The sequence below is a fragment of the Acinetobacter sp. WU_MDCI_Abxd143 genome (genome assembly GCF_025514195.1).
GTDB lineage: Bacteria > Pseudomonadota > Gammaproteobacteria > Pseudomonadales > Moraxellaceae > Acinetobacter > Acinetobacter pittii_H.
The window spans coordinates 151,143-171,278 of sequence record NZ_JAHPTH010000002.1 but is presented as its reverse complement, the minus strand read 5'-3'; the positions used below and the strand labels follow the sequence as shown (position 1 = coordinate 171,278).

General features: G+C 34.8%; 13 protein-coding genes and 2 pseudogenes. All 15 read left to right on the top strand.

Annotated features, from left to right (window positions below):
* Positions 1–6: 6 nt before the first annotated feature.
* The 15 genes and pseudogenes from KTI79_RS05530 to KTI79_RS05460 all read left to right on the top strand — a co-directional run bounded on the left by KTI79_RS05530 (position 7) and on the right by KTI79_RS05460 (position 20,088).
* Positions 7–4,896, top strand: coding sequence for an RHS repeat-associated core domain-containing protein (locus tag KTI79_RS05530; RefSeq protein ID WP_079284140.1), 4,890 nt, complete (start codon positions 7–9; stop codon positions 4,894–4,896).
* Entirely contained in the window at positions 4,897–5,394 is a 498-nt protein-coding gene (locus tag KTI79_RS05525) for a hypothetical protein (RefSeq protein ID WP_032053514.1), read from the top strand.
* Positions 5,395–5,467: 73 nt separating this feature from the next.
* Complete coding sequence (locus KTI79_RS05520; RefSeq protein ID WP_050679105.1) at positions 5,468–5,932, top strand: hypothetical protein; 465 nt, start codon at positions 5,468–5,470, stop codon at positions 5,930–5,932.
* Positions 5,933–6,013: 81 nt separating this feature from the next.
* Positions 6,014–6,549: pseudogene (locus KTI79_RS05515) on the top strand (hypothetical protein).
* Between the two features lie 88 nt (positions 6,550–6,637).
* Positions 6,638–6,976, top strand: a pseudogene (locus tag KTI79_RS05510) (hypothetical protein); the annotation flags it as partial.
* Between the two features lie 346 nt (positions 6,977–7,322).
* Positions 7,323–9,950, top strand: a complete 2,628-nt coding sequence (locus KTI79_RS05505; protein ID WP_032053517.1) for a type VI secretion system Vgr family protein — start codon at positions 7,323–7,325, stop codon at positions 9,948–9,950.
* Complete coding sequence (locus KTI79_RS05500) at positions 9,947–10,885, top strand: hypothetical protein (RefSeq protein WP_032053518.1); 939 nt, start codon at positions 9,947–9,949, stop codon at positions 10,883–10,885. The genes KTI79_RS05505 and KTI79_RS05500 overlap by 4 nt, the downstream gene beginning before the upstream one ends.
* 4 nt (positions 10,886–10,889) lie before the next feature.
* On the top strand, positions 10,890–13,667 hold the full coding sequence (locus tag KTI79_RS05495; protein WP_032053519.1) for a T6SS effector BTH_I2691 family protein: 2,778 nt from the start codon (positions 10,890–10,892) through the stop codon (positions 13,665–13,667).
* Positions 13,668–14,459, top strand: coding sequence for a putative type VI secretion system effector (locus tag KTI79_RS05490; protein ID WP_032053520.1), 792 nt, complete (start codon positions 13,668–13,670; stop codon positions 14,457–14,459).
* Between the two features lie 3 nt (positions 14,460–14,462).
* A complete protein-coding gene (locus KTI79_RS05485; protein ID WP_032053521.1) occupies positions 14,463–15,245 on the top strand; it encodes a putative type VI secretion system effector in 783 nt (260 codons plus the stop codon).
* A gap of 16 nt (positions 15,246–15,261) precedes the next feature.
* A complete protein-coding gene (locus tag KTI79_RS05480) occupies positions 15,262–16,167 on the top strand; it encodes a tetratricopeptide repeat protein (protein ID WP_032053523.1) in 906 nt (301 codons plus the stop codon).
* A 684-nt stretch (positions 16,168–16,851) separates the two neighbouring features.
* A complete protein-coding gene (locus KTI79_RS05475) occupies positions 16,852–17,541 on the top strand; it encodes a hypothetical protein (RefSeq protein WP_032053524.1) in 690 nt (229 codons plus the stop codon).
* A gap of 16 nt (positions 17,542–17,557) precedes the next feature.
* Positions 17,558–18,061: a type VI secretion system contractile sheath small subunit gene (gene tssB / locus KTI79_RS05470; protein ID WP_005041656.1), complete on the top strand. Its 504-nt coding sequence runs from the start codon at positions 17,558–17,560 to the stop codon at positions 18,059–18,061.
* Positions 18,054–19,535 (top strand): type VI secretion system contractile sheath large subunit, encoded by a 1,482-nt coding sequence (gene tssC, locus KTI79_RS05465; protein WP_032053526.1) that lies wholly within the window; start codon positions 18,054–18,056, stop codon positions 19,533–19,535. The genes tssB and tssC overlap by 8 nt, the downstream gene beginning before the upstream one ends.
* Before the next feature lie 49 nt (positions 19,536–19,584).
* Entirely contained in the window at positions 19,585–20,088 is a 504-nt protein-coding gene (locus KTI79_RS05460) for an Hcp family type VI secretion system effector (RefSeq protein WP_032053527.1), read from the top strand.
* The last annotated feature ends 48 nt before the right edge of the window (positions 20,089–20,136 follow it).

Here is a 20,136-nt window from a genome sequence, read left to right as displayed (position 1 = left end):
AATAAAATGTCTGGAAAAACAGAAGTTGTTAAACCCTTATCAGAAGTTGCTATTAAAGATGTTAGTCACTCAAAACAAAAAATAGATGACTGGTTAAAAAGTCATACTCATCAAATTGTGACATTAGACTTGCTAGCCAGTGTAATGGGAACAATTCCAATTATTGGCAATGTCATGGCTGCTATAGATGTGGTTTCTGACATTTGCTATATCTACGATAAAGGTTTTCAAAATGCCGATATTATGGATTGGACGACAATGGGTATTGACCTGATTGGGATTGTACCTATTCCGGGAACAACAGCAATCCGTACCTCTGCTCGCCCAGCCTTGTTTCTAGTCCGTCAAGAAGTTAAACGTGTAGGTAAAGCTGCTTTAGGTGAAGCAGTAATTGTAGTGATCTCTAATCATTTAAATGATCAGGTTGCAGGAGAGATAGAAAAATTTTGTAAAACGGGTTTGCAACAGCTAAATTCAATTTTGTCTGAATGTGGAAAAACGGTCCAAAATACAACTACACAAATTAATGGCGGAATTGTTCGAGTTGTAACAAAAGGCCAAGTATTTACAAATGCTGGATCAAATTCAAACCGAGCTCAACAGCAAGCTGCTGGTGTTATTAAGGGAATAAAAAGTGGTGATTTAACGCGAGCTGGAAAAAACTTGGTTTACATGACTGAAAACTTGGGGAAAGCTCTTATTAAAACAGGAGCAAACTCCAATGCTAAAGTTGTTACTTCTTTAGTTCCTGCACATCTAAAGCAGCCGATATTAAATGTAGGCGCAACGATTAATAAAATTGGTATTACTGCCAATACTAAAATTAAAGGCTTGGGAAATGTAGCGCAGCCGCAAACAATTGGGTGGCTATTTGATGTATTAAGAATGAGTGCTTCTAAATTTAGGAAAAAGAAAGCAGCTCAAGTTAAGCCAACTCAAACCACACAAGTTAAACATGACAAGAAAAATAATAAATTAGAAAAGGCGAATACTGAACCCGACGCGACTCATAATGCGAATGCATGTAAAAACTGTAAAGGTGGTGCGACTAAACGATCGATTACTTTTGCCATGGGGACTGAGTTTTTAAATCATACAGATGCCCAAATTCATCCATTATTGGTAGAGCAATTTTCGAGAACGTACGTTTCGAACTTATATCAGTATGATCAATCGATTTTCGGAGCGCGGTGGATTACACCTTTTACAACCAAGATTGCTCGTTGTTCTAGTTACAACATAAATGAACCTAAAGAACCAATTGAGCAAGAAGGTTGGGAGTATATTGGCAGCGATGGCCGTCCTGTTCGCTTACCAGAGCTAAAAGTTGGGCAGAGTTACTATGATGAAGTAGAAACTTTCACTTATACAGTTGTCTCACCTGAAGTTAGAGCAATTTCATATGGTGTTTCAGAAACTCGCTTCTATCAAAAATATAAAAATGAGTTTCGTTTAGTCTCCATAGAACGTCAAAATGGATTTAGTATCGGGCTACGTTATGACTATGAATTAGAAAATAGTGATAGCTATTTATCCGACATTATATTTAAACAGCAACAACAAACTTTGGCGCATGTAGCATTACAAATTAATGATGTGCAAAAAGTTGTTGCAGCTTGGTTAGTTGAAGATGGTCAACTCATTAGACAACTATCAGCATATCAATATAACGAGCAAGGCGATTTAATTAAGGCAACCAATGAGTTTGCTGCTTCTTATGATTATCAATACCAAGCTCACTTATTGACTCGTTATACTGATCTTACTCAAAGAGGAATGAACTTAAAGTGGGATGGCGTTTTACCTAGCTCAAAAGCGATTGAAGAATGGGCCGATGACTATAGTTCCGCTACTAAATTAGATTGGGATGAAAACATTCGCGTAACTTCAGTCATGGATATCGATGGTAACGTGACTGAATACTATTATGGTGTTACGGGTTACACCTATCGAATTATTTATCCAGACAATTTGCAAGAATGGTTCTTTAGAGACCAAGCAAAAAATATAACATCGCATATTGCCACAGATGGAACAGAAACATCGTATACCTACGACGAACGCGGTAATGTCTTAAGTATGGTTCAGGCCGATGGCTCAACCTTTTATTATGAATACGACGAAAAAGATAATCTGACTGGTTTTGTTGACGCTGAACAGGGGCGTTGGTTTAAAGAATACGATGCTTCAGGAAATATAATTAAAGAAATTGATCCGCTGAAGCATGAAACAGCCTATACCTATAATGCGATGGGATTGGTAACCTCCATTAAAGATGCTAAAGGTGGTAAGAAGACTCTTAAATATGATGATCAAGGGAACTTGGTTACTTATACAGATTGTTCTGGTAAAGAAACTCACTGGCACTATGATGACCGCGGGCGTGTCAAATTTATTGAAAATGCTTTAAAGCAAAAAGTTGAATATTTCTATACGGAATTAACTGCTGAACCAAGACAGCCTCTAGCAAAAGGCTTACCGCTGAATGCTTTTGGACAACTCGAGAAAATTAAACACGCTGATGGAGCTGAAGAGCATTTTATTCATGATGAAGAAGGTCGATTATTAGTTCATATTGACCCTAAAGGCCAGCAGACACGTTATGAATATGATGCGGCTGGTTTAATTACTAAGCGTATTGACCCATTAAATCAAACCTTAAAATATCAATGGGACCGCTTGAGTCGCTTAAAACGGTTAATTAATGAAAATGGCGCAAGTTATGAATTTATTTATGATGTTGCGGGTCGATTAGTAAAAGAAATTGATTTTGATGGCAAAGAAACTGTTTATACGTACGATGAATATAATGGTCGTTTAACTAGTAGTATTGAAGTCGCTTCTGCCTATGGTCAAGATTTCAAAGATCGTGCTGCACCTAAAGACCGTATTCAGCAATTTATTTTTGATAGCATGGGACGTTTAGAACAACGTACAGCAGGATATGGTTATCATGGGCAAGAGCTTGAAGAAAAGCAAACAGAAGAATTTTCTTATGATGGTTTAGGTAATTTAGTTCAGGCTAAAAATGCTGAAACTAACTTACAGTGGTTTTATGATGCCGCAGGCAATTTAATTAAAGAACATCATCAAGATGTTGTAACTAAGAAAACAGCTGTGTGGAAACATGTTTATGATGAATTAAATAATCGAACCACAACTATTCGACCAGATGGGCAGAAAATAGATTGGTTGACTTATGGAAGTGGACATGTCTATGGCGTGGCTTTAAATGGTGAAGATGTTGTTAGTTTTGAGCGTGACGATTTACATAGAGAGACGTTACGACACTATGCAAATGGACTTAGCCAACAACAACGTTATGATGAAGTCGGGCGCTTAACTCAGCAATTAATGTTGAATGGGCATGATAAAGGCTATCAGGCCCAAACTCAAAATAATGCTATCCAGCATACCAACCAATTGATTGAACGCTTATATCACTACGATAAAACAGGTGAGTTAACGCTCATTAAGGATACTCGTCGTGGGGCTGTTCATTATAAATATGATCCTGTTGGGCGTTTATTAGAAGCGACCAGTAAGCTTGGAAAAGAGACATTTAATTTTGACCCGGCAAGTAATATTCTAGATCGATATAACAGTACCAAAGAGCAATCCTCACAGCACACTGCCACTGAAAAAGGTCTTGGTTATAACCGCTTAGTTAATAACGTCGTACAAGAATATCTTGACCAACAATATCAATATGATGCTTTTGGGCAACTGATTCGACAAAAGTCATCACAAGGTGATTTAAATCTTGAGTGGGATGTATTAGGGCGTCTTGTTCGTAGCCGAAACAATCAATATACGGCAGAGTATCGTTACGATGCTTTAGGTCGACGTATTCAAAAAAGAAGTAAGCATCCCCATACAGGTCAAGAGCAGAACACTATTTATGGTTGGGATGGTGATACTTTAGCGTATGAATCTAGCGCTGATATAACTAAACACTATTTCTACGAAAAAGATAATTTCGTGCCTTTGTTACAAGCAGTGTATCATCACTCAATTGAACTGCATCAAACCCAAGACTGGACAGATAAAACATATAGCATTTATAAAGACCCTCTTTGGAATACTGTAAAACAAAGCCAAGGTTTTGATGATGTATGGTTCTATCACTGCGACCATTTAGGCACACCGCAAGAAATGAGTAACCAAACAGGTGCCATTATCTGGAAAGCTCAATATAAAGCTTGGGGTGAGTGTAAGGTAGAACAGGCTAAGTCAGATTTCTTTGAAAATTCAGAAATTATTAGTAATAACATTCGTTTCCAAGGTCAGTATTTTGATGGGGAAACAGGGCTTCATTACAACCGTTATCGTTATTATTCGCCGTATGTAGGGCGGTTTATTAGTAAAGACCCGATTGGATTGTTGGGTGGATATAACCTTTATCAATACGGTCCTAGTCCTGTTGGTTGGATTGATCCACTTGGATTAATGTCGGAATGGCAAAGGAACTGGGAAGCTGTACATGGAAAATTACCGGAAGGTTATCAAGTACATCATATTATTCCTAAAAACACTGCATCAGTAACTGCAGCGAGAAAATTATGTTCGAGTTTTGATGAGCATAATATAGATAACTTAATTGCTTTACCTAAAGATGCGAATGTCCCGCAAAAGACAGGAGCAGGATTCGGTAAAACAACGCATTATGGATATCATGCTGGTTATAATGAAGCCGCAACAGCAGCAATAGGAGTTGCTTCTAGAATGAAATCTGGTCTATCTGGATGTAAAAGGTTAGCTGTTATACAAGCAGCACTTAAAAAACAATTACAGGTTGGTGGGCAGACTATTTATGGGAATCAACATCCTAATGGAACTGCTGGTGTAGAAAAAGATTGGAAAAATACAGTTAGAAATCATGTGAGAGGCAAATAAATGAAAAGTTGGGATCAAGTGACTAAAGATGCTAGTGATTTTATTTCATTCTTAGAACAAGGAAATTTCTTTAATAAACCATTTCTGATGAGTGGAGATTATAAAATCATTACTGATGCTAAGGTTGGTATCAATTATGCTACGAATGATGACTTTGATACTTTTGATGAGTGGGAAACTGTAACGGATACACCCAATGTATTTCCAGATGATTTTGAATGGAATGATAAAATTAAATATAAGTTAAAACAGAATAATTATTTTGATTTTGAACAAAAAGAATTTAATGGTGCTAAAGAAAAATGGGTTTATGGGGAAGCTTGTATACTTACTGAATTAATGTATAGAGATATAGGGATTATTTTTCAGTGTTATGCAAATGATTGTTTCCCAGAAATCTGGAAAAAAATTCTTGAAGTCTATTTAAATGGTGGGTTTCCATGTGGTTGGGATGATCATCTACCTAATGGTAAATTAGTAGTTTACTCAAATAATTGACTTATTTTTTGTTTTATGAAAAGTATAAGGTTTATAATACTTATACTTTTCATAAGTGTTAATTAAATTTGTGATGAATGAAATTAAAAAATCTATAAGCTTGTGGCAACTTAATGATAATTATTTATCTTTTTTAGGTAAATTTAAAGAAATAGAAATTACACCCGATATTATAATTTTTGGATATGAAACAGCATTAAAAGAAAATCAATATCTTCATGAAAATTATCCTGAAATTAGTGAGAAAGTTTGGATAATTGGTCGTACTGGTCAAGGTGATGAGTGGTTTGTAAATAAGACAAAAAATAATATTTTGTTTTATGATCATAACCAAGGAGAGTATTTGAATATTAATCAGTTTTTAGATATGAAAATTAATTTTGAAAACTTTCTTAAAATAGCATTTTCTTATCAGCAACTTGAAGAAGAATTGGATATGCATGAAGAGCTTAATGAAGTTGAACAAGATCAATTTAAGAAATTAGTTAATTCTATTAATGATGGTTTATATGAAAGATATCCATTTAAATATTTTTAAGTTTTTTATCTTTTAAAGTTTGATAATTTTTCGATAAAATGTTTGATAGTATTTAATTGTATTAAATAGGGAATCTTAATAGTGCAAGTTTGTTTTAAAAAATTATTAAAGAAAGTTGATGAATGTAATGAAATAATTTATGGTGAAAGATTCCTTATTAATCAGGTTAATTTTGTTAATGATGATCTGTTTAAAAGCTATTTAAGTTGTATTCCTGAAAATGATTTTAATATTGATTTAGGAGGGAATATAAATGATTTTTTAGGAAAAGATTCGTTAGATAATATTCAATATATGTTTGAAGATATATTCGAGGGGGAAAGTGCTACAGTATTTTTAACACAGCATGATGTAAATATAGTATACATAAATAATAATAGTGGCGAGATAGGAGTATGTATTTCAGGCGATGAATTACATATCATTGCTAAAAATTTATTTGATTTTTTTTGCAAATTAATATTGTGCAGAATTTAATTATTGACCTATATGACTCTAACCCTAGAGGTGAAAATGGAGGGTATAAAACAGGTTTTTTAGAAGAGTTAAAGAAAATTCTTATAAATGAAAAAGTATTGTTAGATATAGAGTATTTTATAGAATTTTTTTATGGTTAAAGTGTAAGTAATATTCAAAAATAAGTAGTATCTCTAGATGCTTGTTTAGAAGTACTACTTTGAAATAAGATGTTTTAAAGGTTGGTCTGTGAATTTTTATACAATTTATCCTTCAGAGTATATTGATAGAGATTTTTCTTTTGACTTGAAAGAGAAGAAAGGAATTATCGTTGATTATTTTAAATTTGATTTAAGTGATAAGTTTTTAAAAAATCCTAGAATAAATTTAGATTATGAAAATATTTTTTCTGATCGATTAAATGAGATATTAGAGACTGATTTTTATTATTCATCTTCAGGAATTTTACTTTTTTCAAAAAGATTTTTTAATGAAATGAAGGAAGTTCTTGCAGAAGAATGTGATTTCTATCGATGTTATGTAAGAAATCAAGAAGCAGATATTTATGCTATATATATTAAAAGAAAAAATAATTTATTAGATGAAGATGATTTTATAAAAAATGATCTAGTAGTAGATGACTTTTTTATTGCTAGAGATACTGATAAACCTTATATCTACGTAGTGAGCAAAAAATTTGTAGATATTGTTAAAAAATTTAAATTCAAAATAAATTTCTTGGAATACTAAAAAATTAATAATCGTTAAAATTTAATTAATAACATAAGTCGTTAATTCATTTTTTTATATTTATCACGGATAGCATCCCCATTCATTCGTGTATTCAAATGGTTAAGTTTCTCTTTACAAAATAGACAGATGTTTCTGTATTTTATAAAATAATGCCAATCCTGACAAAGTTTTCATAAAAAAGATGTTATCTCATATACATAGAATTCTAGAAGATGTGGGTATCAGCTCGCAAAAACGCGTGCTTCATATTCAGATTTCTAATCCATCGTTGAATACTCAAGTCTTTTTACAAAGTATTGAAGGGCAGCATCAGTTAAATGAAGGACTGACTGCCGATTTATTTTGTCTTTCTACCAATGCCCATATTTCATTAAAACAATTTATTGGTTGTCAGGTTGCAGTCGATCAAGTAACTGATCAGGGGCAATTATTTAGAACTACAGGAATTATTACAGAAGCCAGTCAGGGGCAGAGTGATGGTTCATTAACATTGTATAAACTGAGATTACAAGACCCGACCGCGCTATGGCATAAACGCCGAAATAGCCGTGTATTTATGAATAAAAGTGTACGGGACATTACTGAAATTCTATTTACTGAGTGGCAGAACAAAAGCCCGTTGTTTGCTTCTGGTTTAACTTTGGATTTAAAAGGTCTAACCGAAGACTACGATGTTCGACCTTTTATAATGCAAAGTAATGAAACGGATTATGAATTTTTAACTCGACTTTGGCGTAGTGAAGGCATTAACTGGTTGGTTGATGAGGCACAGCTTTGGGTCGCTGATAGCTCGAATGAGATTCAACCGCAAAAACTACGTTTAATTGATAATAATGAATCATATTTAGCATTAGACCGAAGAAATATCCGTTATCACCGCAGTAGTGCAGTTGAACAACAAGACAGTATGACAAGCCTTGTGCCAACTCGAAGTTTGCAATCTACAGCCGTGCATGTACAACGCTGGCAGGCTGATGCTTTAAGTCAAGAAGAAGGCATGGGGAGTGTTCAGTCAAAGCATAGTCATAGTGCTAATCAGGATAATGCGAGTTTAAGTCTAGAACATGCATGGCATGTCAGTCCTGCTTGGATGCAAGACTTAAATGGGGAAGACCAAGCCACTGCATCGGGTCACCAGCAGCTAGAAAAACTCAATCAAAATCTATCTGATTATTATGCGTCTCAATCAAAATATTTCCGTGCACAAACTACGGTACGTGATACGCAAGTTGGCTATTGGTTTGAATTGAATGAACATCCAGAAATAGATACGCATAGCGGATCAGACAAAGAATTTCTGATTATTGGTAAAAGCTTCTATTTACAAAATAATTTGCCTAAAGATTTACAACAGCAAATCAATCAACTTTTTAGTCAAAGCCAATGGCAAAACAATCAATCAGGGCCAAATGACCAAACTGAGCGTCAGGGTAATGAGCTCATCTTATCGCGTAGAAATATAAAAACTGTTCCTGAGTATAACCCGCTTGAACACCGACCAGCCGCTTACCCACAGCGTGCTAGAGTGGTTGGATTGGAGGGCGAAAGTATCCATGTTGATCAATGGGGACGTATTAAAGTCCGTTTCCTGTTTACCCGAACAGATGACCATAGCCATGACAGTGGAGCAGGAAGTAACGACAATGACACCGACTCCGCTTGGGTCGATGTGCTGACTCCATGGGCTGGTGCAGGTTATGGCGCACGCTTCTTGCCACGTGTGGGTGAGATTGTGGTCATCGACTTCTTTGATGGCAATGTTGACCGACCATTTGTGGTGGGTCGTATTCACGAGGCTGAACGACATCCAACGCAGTTCGACCAGAAAGGTCAGCTACCCGACACTAAAAAATTGAGCGGCATCCGCTCTGAGGAAGTCGATGGCAAAGGCTTTAACCAGCTCCGTTTTGATGATACCGCAGGGCAAATCAGTGCCCAACTACAAAGTAGCCATGCGGTAAGTCAACTAAACTTGGGTAACTTAAGCCATCCAAAAGACAAACCAGAAAGCGAAGGCCGAGGTGAAGGTTTTGAACTTAGAACCGACCAGTGGGGTGCTTTAAGAGCTGGTAGTGGCTTACTCATTAGTACCCACAAACAGGATCAAGCTCAAGGCGTACACCTAGATGCAAATGAGGCCAAGCAACAAATCGAAGGCAGCCTCAACAATACTAAGGCACTCAGCGAAGTTGCTAAAAATCAGCAAACTGACCCGTTAGATATGCTTGAGAATATTCAGACTTTCCTAGAAGTTCTCAAACAAGAAGATCCTAAAAAAGCTGCTGAGTTTCAATCAGCAGTGATGCTGCTAGCATCTCCAAAAAGTATTGCTGTAAGTAGTAATGAAGATATACACCTCAGTGCAAATGGTCAGCTCACTCAAAGTGCTGGAGATAGCATTAATATTAGTACGCAAAAGAATATAGTGAGTCATGCGAGCCAAAAAATAAGTCTATTTGCCGCTCAAGAAGGTGCTCGGCTTTTTGCTGGTCAAGGTAAAGTGGAAATTCAGGCACAAGGTGATGGTTTAGATGTGATTGCTCGAAAGGGCGTACAGATTACGTCAACCGAAGACACGGTTTTTATTACTAGTCCAACTGAAATTAATCTGACTGCAAGTGGATCTCAAGTTAAGTTGAATGGTTCGGGTATTTTCCCAGTCACGGGTGGTAAGCTTGAGGTGAAAGCAGGGCAGCATTTATTTATGGGAGGCTCATCAATAAATCCACCTGCATTAGATTTACCAGACTGTTCGGCTAAGCAAACTCAAGCTGCTCAAAATGGTTCGGCTAAGGTGGATTTATCATGAGTTTGTCAATTTTTAATACAACTCAAAATAATGATTTAAAAGATATAACTTCTAAAGTTGAAGAACAGTGTATCCAAATTCTGAATGAATATGGCAAGATCATTTTTTTATTAGATACTACACTGAATGATTCTATTTTTAACGGTGTAAAAGATAATTTATCAAACAAAAATATTGCATATATTCCTTTAGCGAATAAAAAAGAAATTGCAAAGTCCAACCTCTTTTTTATTTGTATTGATGATAAAAAAGTATTTGAGCAAGTCAAAGAAGATTTATTGCAAAATCTATCGAGAAACAAAAATATTACGAATGATTGCTATTTTGTTCATGGGTATGGCGTGGCGAAGACACGCTCACTTGAGGAATTGCGAGATCAGATAAAAACTAAATTAGTCATTTCTGATCAGGGTAAAAAAATTCTTTTCCGTTGGTATGATCCTAGAGTCATGATCTACTTGGATGAGATTTTTAAAACAGAATATGTAGGTGGCTTATTAAATGGCTTTAAAGAATGGCATTTTTTGCATCCAAAGGGTCTATTTAGCTTTAAGTCTTACGATGAATCGCGATCAATCTTGAATCTAAAAAAAATGAACCTTGAGCAATCTATAGAATTGGATTTAATTGAAATTGCTAATAATGTATTTCAACAATTAAATGAATTTGAACAAGTTGATCTAATAAAAATTCATCCAGTTGAAATCCATCAAAATCTTAAAAAGGCTTACTACGATTTTGGTATTCAAAATCATTTAGATTTAGTTACATATGGTCTTTACAGCCAAATTATACATAAAAATTTTATACAGCATCCTATGGTAACCAATGTGCTCTACGACCATTGTGTAGTGAATAAAATGTCTTTTACGGACGCTATGGATTATGTAACGAAAGACTTATATGAGCAGATAGCTAAAGAATTGAATGGATAAAAAGATGTCAGAAAATCAAAAAATGATATTGGGCAAGTCAAAATCAAATAATTTATTTAATGAGGCTATTGCTCAGCAAAAACAGAAGCAGAGTCAAATTTCTGTTATGGGAAAAACCAAAGCAGTGGGCGATATGCGCAACCCAACAGTTGCTAAAAATATTAATAAGAAGATTGAAGAAAGTGAAATTGCAAAATCAGCGAAACAGTCAACTGCTGCAAACATGCAAAATAGTAGTGCGGGGCAGGCCCAGAAAGAGTGTTCAAATTTTTGTCGTAAAAAAGGCTTCAATATTTTACCTTTACGATACACCGTTGTTAAAGATAATCCACCTGCTTTACCTCCAACCTTGGGTAAAAATGTCAAAGATATTCAGTTAAGCCATCTCAAATATGCAGTTGAGATGATTGATACTGGTTATATCTATCGCTTAGTAAAAAGAACATCTGGAGCTTTGGAGTGGGCTGGATATAAAATTACTCCAAATGGACATTTGTCTTATTTTCCTGTGGGTAAAGAAGCACCTAAAAGTGTTCCAGAGTTCGCATGTAAAGGAGCAGGTCATAGTTTTAATTCATCTGTGATAGCTGTAGAAAGTAACCCTAAAGATGAGGCGAAGATTGCATATATTATTCATACGCATGTGCCTATGAGTAAGGCCAAAATATCTGAATATGAAAAAAATGCCGATAAGTTTGTAACAGAAGGAAAGTGGCAGAAAATTTTAATTAATGGTGGAAGTGCGCAAGAACATTGTATTGCTGCAAGCCAATTTAAAACTACGGTTTATAATCTAAACAGTTTTGGTAAAAACCGTATCGATGCGACATTAAACAAGTTTAAAGATGAGCCTAAATCGCTTGCCTGTATGGCTTTATATGATCCTGTAGGAATTACAAGAAAATTAAATACATTGCGCAATTCAGAATTTAAAAAAGTAATGGATTTTTTAGCAAAAAAAGAAGGAGATTTTACAAACGAGCACCGTTTACATAGTTCTCAATGTATTGATAGTATTAAAATCTGTTTAGAAAATAAATTGTTAAATGAACGCAGCCAATTTAGTGCACAGGCAACTAAAAGTATAGTATTAATGGGGCTAGGGAATGAGTTACCAAAAAATTTAACAGATGCTGATGATATTAATTATGAGTTAGAAAAAATATATAAAAGAAAATCAAAAGAAGAACAAGAGAGGCTATTAAAGGAGGCTCAAGAGAAACAAAGAGCAAATAAAGGTCTCTATACTGAAGATATGGGTAAATTAAGTAGGAGGGACGGAGAGCAGATTTGGGTTAAAAAATATAAGCCAAATTTAGATATGGTGGCTAAATCAAATTTTGATAAAAAAATTAACGCATTAATTCAAGAGTGTTTAGCTGGAGCAAGAGCTATAGGAGATGACCATATTAAATGGTTATTGTCTAAGGCTGTAATAAATGCCCTTCATGCTTATGATGATCAAGTGCAAGTTCCATATGGAAATATTTTTTATGTTCATGCGATGGATATGATTAATGGGATGAGTGGGGTGCAGAGTGGACAAGCATTACTTGAAACTTGGTTAGGTGTAGAAAAAATTGCCAAAGAAAATATTTATATGAGGGCAATTTGTTATAACCAAGAAAGTTTAAAAAATAAATATAATGCAGCGGCACCAAGTATTATCGATATTTCTTGGGATGATGGACAAAATGCAGCTAAAACTGCGATTGCAGCATTTGTTGCGGCAGATAAAGCTTGGCAAGAATGGGCAGCAGATAAAACCAATAACGGTTATATGTTACATGGGCAAAAATTTAGCCTATTAAAAACGTTTTACTGGATGTCTGAACTGACCCAAACTGCAGTGAAGTGGAGTATGAAATATACGCCAAGTTCAGAATTTGCAAAAAAACTTGGACGCTTAACGTTTTATACATTTGCCCATAGTGGTATGTTGGCAGAAAACGTTAAAAAAAATACACTGTATTATATTATCCCAGATCAAACTTTGAAGGAACGTATTAAGCTGACACCTGAAATGGTTCAAAATAATTGGAAAAAATATTCTTCGCCTGCAACAAATCCGAGAAAAACCGCTAGTCAAATTGATCGAATTATTGCGAATAGTTCGCCAAGTGCGAGTTTACGTGTGGCGGGTGTGGTAGCTATTTTTGAACTGATTAATTTTGGAACACAAATTTCCAAGTTTAATATCGATCCATCGGTAGATAATACTTTGTCATTTATGTCAGGCATGATAGCAACAACAGCTGCTATTTTAGAAGTGGGTAGTAGCTCAATGGAGAAGTTTTCATTTGCAGAACGTGCTGCCTATATTGCTAGGACTGGCGCATATTTCGCGATTGCAGGTGCAACAATTTCATTGATTATTGATTTAAAGAATTTGGGTAAGTCTATTCAAGAAGGTAATTATTATGCTATAGCGTTGGGGCTTGGTAAGTCTGTAGTTTCATTTTTAACTCTTGCTGTAGGTGTGAGTGTTCTTCTAAATCTACCACTCATGAAAAATACGTCGTTATATTATAATGTTGAACGTTATGCACTTGGACGAGCGATTTTGGGTATACGGGCTGTCCAAGCTGGAGCTATGCTAAGTGTAGCTGGGATTGCACTTGTTGCTTTGGAAATTTATTTAAAAAATTATGTTTTGGACAATGCAATGCAAGACTGGTGTCAAAAATGTGCATTCAAGCTAAAAAAGGAAAATGGTGAAGATGCTTTTAAAGATGTTAAAGAAGAAGAAAAAGAGTTTAATAATGCAGTAGTGAGTGTCTAAATGGAAAATTTAAAATTAAACCTTAAGCTAGTTAAAGGTCCAATACATTCTTTAGAAAAAGCAAATTCTAAAATTCCAGTAAATCAGAATATTGGTGGAATTGCGGCTGGGACCGCTTTTGCTGGTGTGCTCGCTGAGAGTAGTTCGTTGTTGACCAGTGCACCTATATTAGTAATGGCCGCTAAGGCTAAGGATGGTATAACTTTTATTGGTGAAGTAGAGGGATATCCAGTAATCGGACAATTTACGACAGCACGTTTTGAAGAAAATGATGAGTTGATTGCTGTAATTAGCGAAAAACCTGTAGATGGACGTTATCAGGTCTATGCAATTATCGACCCTAAATCAGGCTTATTGTATATGATTTATGAGATGGGGCGTTCAGTAAAAATGGGTTATAAAGCCATTTTTAAGCAAACTTATTATTTTACATTGTTGTCATGGGGTTTTCTCTTAATTTTTATTTTATTTTATTTTATTTTTAATTTTTCTTATTCTGTGAATACCATTTTATATTTTCTAGAGATTGTTGGCATTACTTTATTTGTTACTGTAGCAATTTCTGGTTTTGTTAATTATTTTGGTTATAGGAAATCGTATGAAAATTTTGGAGCATTATCGGAGCAAATATTTGAAAAGCTAGGATTTGAATATCCAAAAGAACAGGATTTCTATAATGATTTTTTAACTGATGATGGTGTTCAGATTAGTGTAATGAAGTATAGAAAAAATTTAAAAGGTCTAGATCCATACCCAGAAGATTATTTTAGTAAGAATACAACAAGCGAATAAGTAGTGGAACATAAATTAAACCTTAAGTTAGTTAAAGGTCCAATATATTCTTTAGAAAAAGCAAAGTCTAAAATTCCCGTAAATCAGAATATTGGTGGAATTGCGGCTGGAACTGCTTTTGCAGGTGTACTTGCTGGAAGTAGCTCCTTACTCACAAGCTCACCTATTTTATTAATGGCTGGAAAAGCAAAAGATGGGATAACTTTTATAGGTGAAATAGATGGATATCCAGTCATAGGGCAATTTACCACAGCACGTTTTGAAGAAAATGAAGAATTGATTGCTGTAATTAGCGAAAAACCTGTGGATGGACGTCATCAAGTTTATGCAATTGTCGATCCAAAATCTGGTTTATTATATATGATTTATGAGATGGGCCGTTCAGTGAAAATGGGTTATAAAGCGATTGTGATGCAGACCTATTATTTCACCCTTATTTGTTGGGGAGGGATATCAATAATATTTTTACTCTTTTATATTTTTGATTTTAATTATTCTTGGGAATCTTTTGGGGATTTAATAAAGTGGTTATTTATGGGGTTGTTTCTTTGTATAGCGCAAATGGCTTCTATTAATTATTTTGCTTATCGAAAATCATATGAGAATTTTGGCAATTTATCTGAACAAATATTTGAAAAATTAGGTTTTGAAAATCCTAAAGAGCAGGATTTTTATAATGATTATTTAATTAATGATGGAATCAACATCAGTGTTATGGATTATAGAAAAAACTTAAAAGGTAAAGACCCTTATCCAGCAGATTATTTTGATAAGAAAAATTTTTGAAGTAAAAGGTTATTTAATGAGGCTTAGATTATTTGTCATTACCCTAATATTAGTTACGTCTGCATGCAGTCAACAGAAAGAAGAATACACTCACGGAGGTTTGACTAAAGATTATAAAGATGTGTCTGAATATAAGTCTAAACATGAACTAGAAAAGGCTGCAAAAGCAAATGATGCTGAGGCTATTTTTGTATTGGCATCTATGTATGCCACAGGCGAAGGTGAAAAATTTGATCAAAAGAAAGCATTAGAACTATTTGAGAAATCTGCACAATTAGGCTCCTCAAATGCCATGCTTCAATTAGGACTGATTTATCGAAATGGCAATCAAGTTGTAAAAAAGGATGATCAAAAAGCTTTAATGTGGTTTGAAGAAGGAGCTAAAAAAGGAAACCCTTCCGCAATTCACAATGTTGGGCTGGCATATTACAAAGGTTTAAATGTAAAACAGGATAGAGCAAAAGCGTTTACATATTTTATTCGATCTGCTGAGTTAGGACTCATACAATCCCAGACAGTAGTTGCTGCTCAATTATATGGTGGGAATGGCGTTAAAAAGGATATCAAAGCATCTTTTAAATGGATATTAAAAGCTGCTGAACAGGGAGATCTTGAGTCACAAAATAATGTAGGTTTGGCTTATGAGCGAGGTGAGGGGGTAGAGCAAGATCCACTTAAAGCACTTGTTTGGTTTAAGCGTGCGGCTGATCATGGACATGCGTTAGCGCAATATAATACTGCTCTTAAATATTATAATGGTGCAGGTATGAAACAAAATTTAGATGAGTCAATACGATATGCAGAAATGGCTGTACGCAATGGAAATAAGGCTGGAATAGAGTTGTTATTTAATATTTATTCGGATGATAGTAGTTCAAGATATAATCCTGAGAAAGCTAATTATTGGAAGTCTAAAATCTAAATTTATACTTAAATAAAAGGCTCTTTTGAATAGAAGAGCCTTTCCAAAATTAAGAATCGCAATATCCTTTAAAAATATAAAGTCAAATAGTTTAATTTTCTTGATATCGAATATGGTTTTGAGCTATGCAAGAGCTTGACCCTAAAGGAAAGATAGTTATTCACAAATCTATGGGCTTTATTGGTTCTACTTGCTCTCACAAAGTGAAATGAAAAATATACTAAATAGACCGATTAGTCTTGACAATTTTATTTTTATTAATGTTAAATTTCTACTTTCATAAATTTGAAATGTATCTTTTACAATCATTTAATTCGTTTATCTTTTAAATTAAATAAAATATTTTTAAGAAAATGTTTCATAAATCTTAACTAAGTGATATTTATGATAATTTTTGGTTTAGTTTTAATTTTTATTTAATTTATAAAATTCAATAACTTATTTTTAATTACAAAAAATAACAATATTATATTTTTATAAGAATAAATTTATTAAGCTATATTTTATGAGCATCTTAACTATTTACTTTTGGTTTAAGTTGATATGTTTTTTATATAAAATATGTTTGTTTATATGATAAACTGCGTCTAAATTTTTTGAATATAAGGTTTTTAGACTGATTTTTTAATGTTTTAAGGATATTAACTTTTCAGTAAAGCCTTGAATAAATAAGAAAACAGAGGAATGAAAGTTGTGTTGAAACGAAGTATTTTGATACTTTTTTTGACTGGAAACATTATCGGTCTATCATATGCTCAAGCAGCAGAACTAGAGCCTGTAAAACTTAAAAAAAGTTGTATTAAGAAGAACCCTTTAGCTGAAGGTCAAAATGATCCTGAGCTATTGAATATTTTTAAACAAGTTTGTGATAGCGATAATACAACTCAAAAAAATGATTTATTAGCTAAAGCTGCTATGCGGTTTTACCAAACCAATCAACCAGTTAAAGCATTGAATTTAGCAAGTCAATTGCAAAGTCAAAATATACGCGGTTCATTAATAACAGATGTCTTGTTTTTATCTGGTGTGAGCATTGCAAATAATTCTTTGCAGCAAATGCGTACTCAGGAATTGAGATATTTAAGCAATGATGTGACTTATCCTCCTGCAAAGCAGTTAATTGAAAATATTCACACTGCGATGCCTGCTCCTGATCCATCGAGCTTTAAAGCGAGTTCTGATAGTAGCTCAGATGATAATGAAAAGAGAAGTTATAAAAAACAGTATGTAACGCGTAATAAAGCGAGTACTTCTAGAACGTCAAATAAACGAGTATCAAGCCCAGCAAAGACGACTACAGTAAAACCTAAAACTGCACCTGCAGCTACTGCAAATAAATCAAAAAGTTCGCCTTTTGACCCTTTAATTAAATAATCCGGAATAGAATCTTATGGCTAAGAGAGAGAGCGTACAAAAGAAGCTTCAGCGAATTCGACCTCCACGTGTTCAGCTTACATATGATGTCGAAATTGGTGATGCAAAAGAAGCAAAAGAGCTACCATTCGTTGTAGGTGTGATGGGTGATTTTTCGGCTGCATCTGAGCTTGAGCGTACAAAATTAAAAGATAAAAAATTCATTAATGTTGATTTAGATAATATTGATGAAGTTATGGAGTCATTGTCTCCAAGAGCTGCTTTCCAGGTAGATAATACGTTGACAGAAGAGGGCGGTAAGATCGCTGTTGATTTAACATTTAAGTCAATGGAAGATTTTCGTCCGGAAAATGTGGTTCAACAGGTTGATCCATTAAAGAAACTTGTGGAAGCGCGTGAGCGTTTAACTGACTTAAGAAACAAAATTTCTAACAGTGAGCGTTTAGAAGATTTACTTGATGAAGTTCTTAAAAATACAGATCAGATTCGTAAATTAAGTGCGGAGGCTGATCATGAATAATACACAATCTGCAGCAATGCCACTTGTTGAAAATGAGCAAGTTACACTATTAGACTCGATTGTTGAAGAAAGCCGTATTGCCCGAAATGAAGAAGAACATTCGCGTGCAAAAAGCTTAATTGGTGAGCTTGCCAAAGAAGTAATGGCAGGCACAATTACAGTTTCTGAAAATATGACTTTATCAATTGATAAGCGTATTGCGGAAATTGATGCTCTGATTTCAAATCAATTAAGTCAGATCATGCACAATGAGCAATTCCAAAAGATTGAATCAACTTGGCGTGGTCTCTATTATTTCTGTCAAGAGACACCATCTAACCCTCTTATTAAAATTCGTATGTTGAATACGACTAAGAAAGAGTTAGTAAAAGATTTCCAAGGTGCTACAGACTTCGATCAAAGCACTTTGTTTAAGAAAATCTATGAAGAAGAATACGGTTCTTTTGGTGGTGCACCATACTCAGCATTAATCGGTGATTTTGAATTTGACCGTACGCCTTCTGATATGTATTTGCTTGAGCAAATCTCTCATGTTGCTGCAGCAGCCCATGCGCCATTTATTTCGGCCGCTAGCCCAAGCATTCTTGGTCTTGAGTCATTTACCGATATTGATCGTCCTAGAGATGTGTCAAAAATCTTTGAAACGGCGGAATATGTTCAATGGCGTTCATTCCGTGACAGTGAAGATGCTCGTTATGTTGCTTTAACCTTGCCACATGTGCTTGGTCGTCTTCCTTATCATCCAAAGGAAGGAACAGCTACTGAAGGTTTCAACTTTGCTGAAAATGTTTCTGGTGCAAACCACAATGAATATTTGTGGATGAATGCTGCTTACGCTTTCGGTACTCGTTTAACTAATGCATTTGATATGCATGGTTGGTGTGCTGCAATTCGTGGTGTTGAGGGTGGTGGATTAGTCGAAGGCTTACCAGTACATACATTTAAAACACAAGATGGTGAAGTGGTATTTAAGTGCCCAACAGAGATTGCAATCACTGACCGCCGTGAAAAAGAATTAAGCGATTTAGGCTTTATTCCTTTGGTTCATTGTAAAAACACTGATTACGCTGCTTTCTTTGGTGCACAGTCAACTCAAAAACCTAAAAAATATGACAATGATACAGCAAATGCTAACTCTGCTTTATCGAGTCAAATTCAGTACATCATGGCCGTTTCACGTATTGCTCATTATTTAAAAGCAATGATGAGAGACAAAGTGGGTAGCTTTGCTTCTGCTGGAAATGTTGAAGCATTCTTAAATGAGTGGTTGTCACAGTATGTATTACTTGACGATGGGGCTTCTCAAGAAGCAAAAGCTCAATACCCTCTACGTGAAGCGTCTGTAAAAGTTGTAGAAGACCCTGCTCAACCAGGTCACTACAAATCTGTGGTTTTCTTGCGACCACACTTCCAGCTGGATGAGTTGTCAGTTTCTTTACGACTTGTCACTGAGTTACCTCAGTCCTCAAATTAATAAAGGTCAGCGAAAGAATAACTTTAAATTAAAAATAGGAAAGTTCTAAATGAAAGATATATACGTTGAGTTTCGTGGTAAGTATAAAGTTGACGGAGAGTCTCGTGACGCTGAGCACAAAGGCTGGTTAGAAGTTAACTCTTGGTCTCACGACATTCGTCAACCTAAATCTGCTACTTCAAGTAGTGTTGGTGGTCATACTGCTGAACGTGTTGAACATTCAGATATGGTTTTTGTTAAAGACCTAGATGCAACTAGCCCGAAATTATGGGAAGCATGTTCAGCTGGTTATACATTTGATGAAGTACAAATCGACTTCTACCGTGCAAATGGTGATAAGCGCATCAAGTACTTACAAATTAAATTGAAACATGTTCTAGTTTCTAGTGTAACTCCAACAGTTAATGAAGAAGGTGTTCCAACAGAAGCGTTTGGTTTGAAATACGCAGCTGTTGAATGGACTTACAATCAACAAGATATTAACGGTACTGCTAAAGGTGCTGTTACTAAGAAATGGTCACTTTCTAACAATACTGCTTCTTACGCGGCGTAATTGTTTAAGTGAATATTTGGTGGAGGCTGACATAAAGTTAGCCTCTGC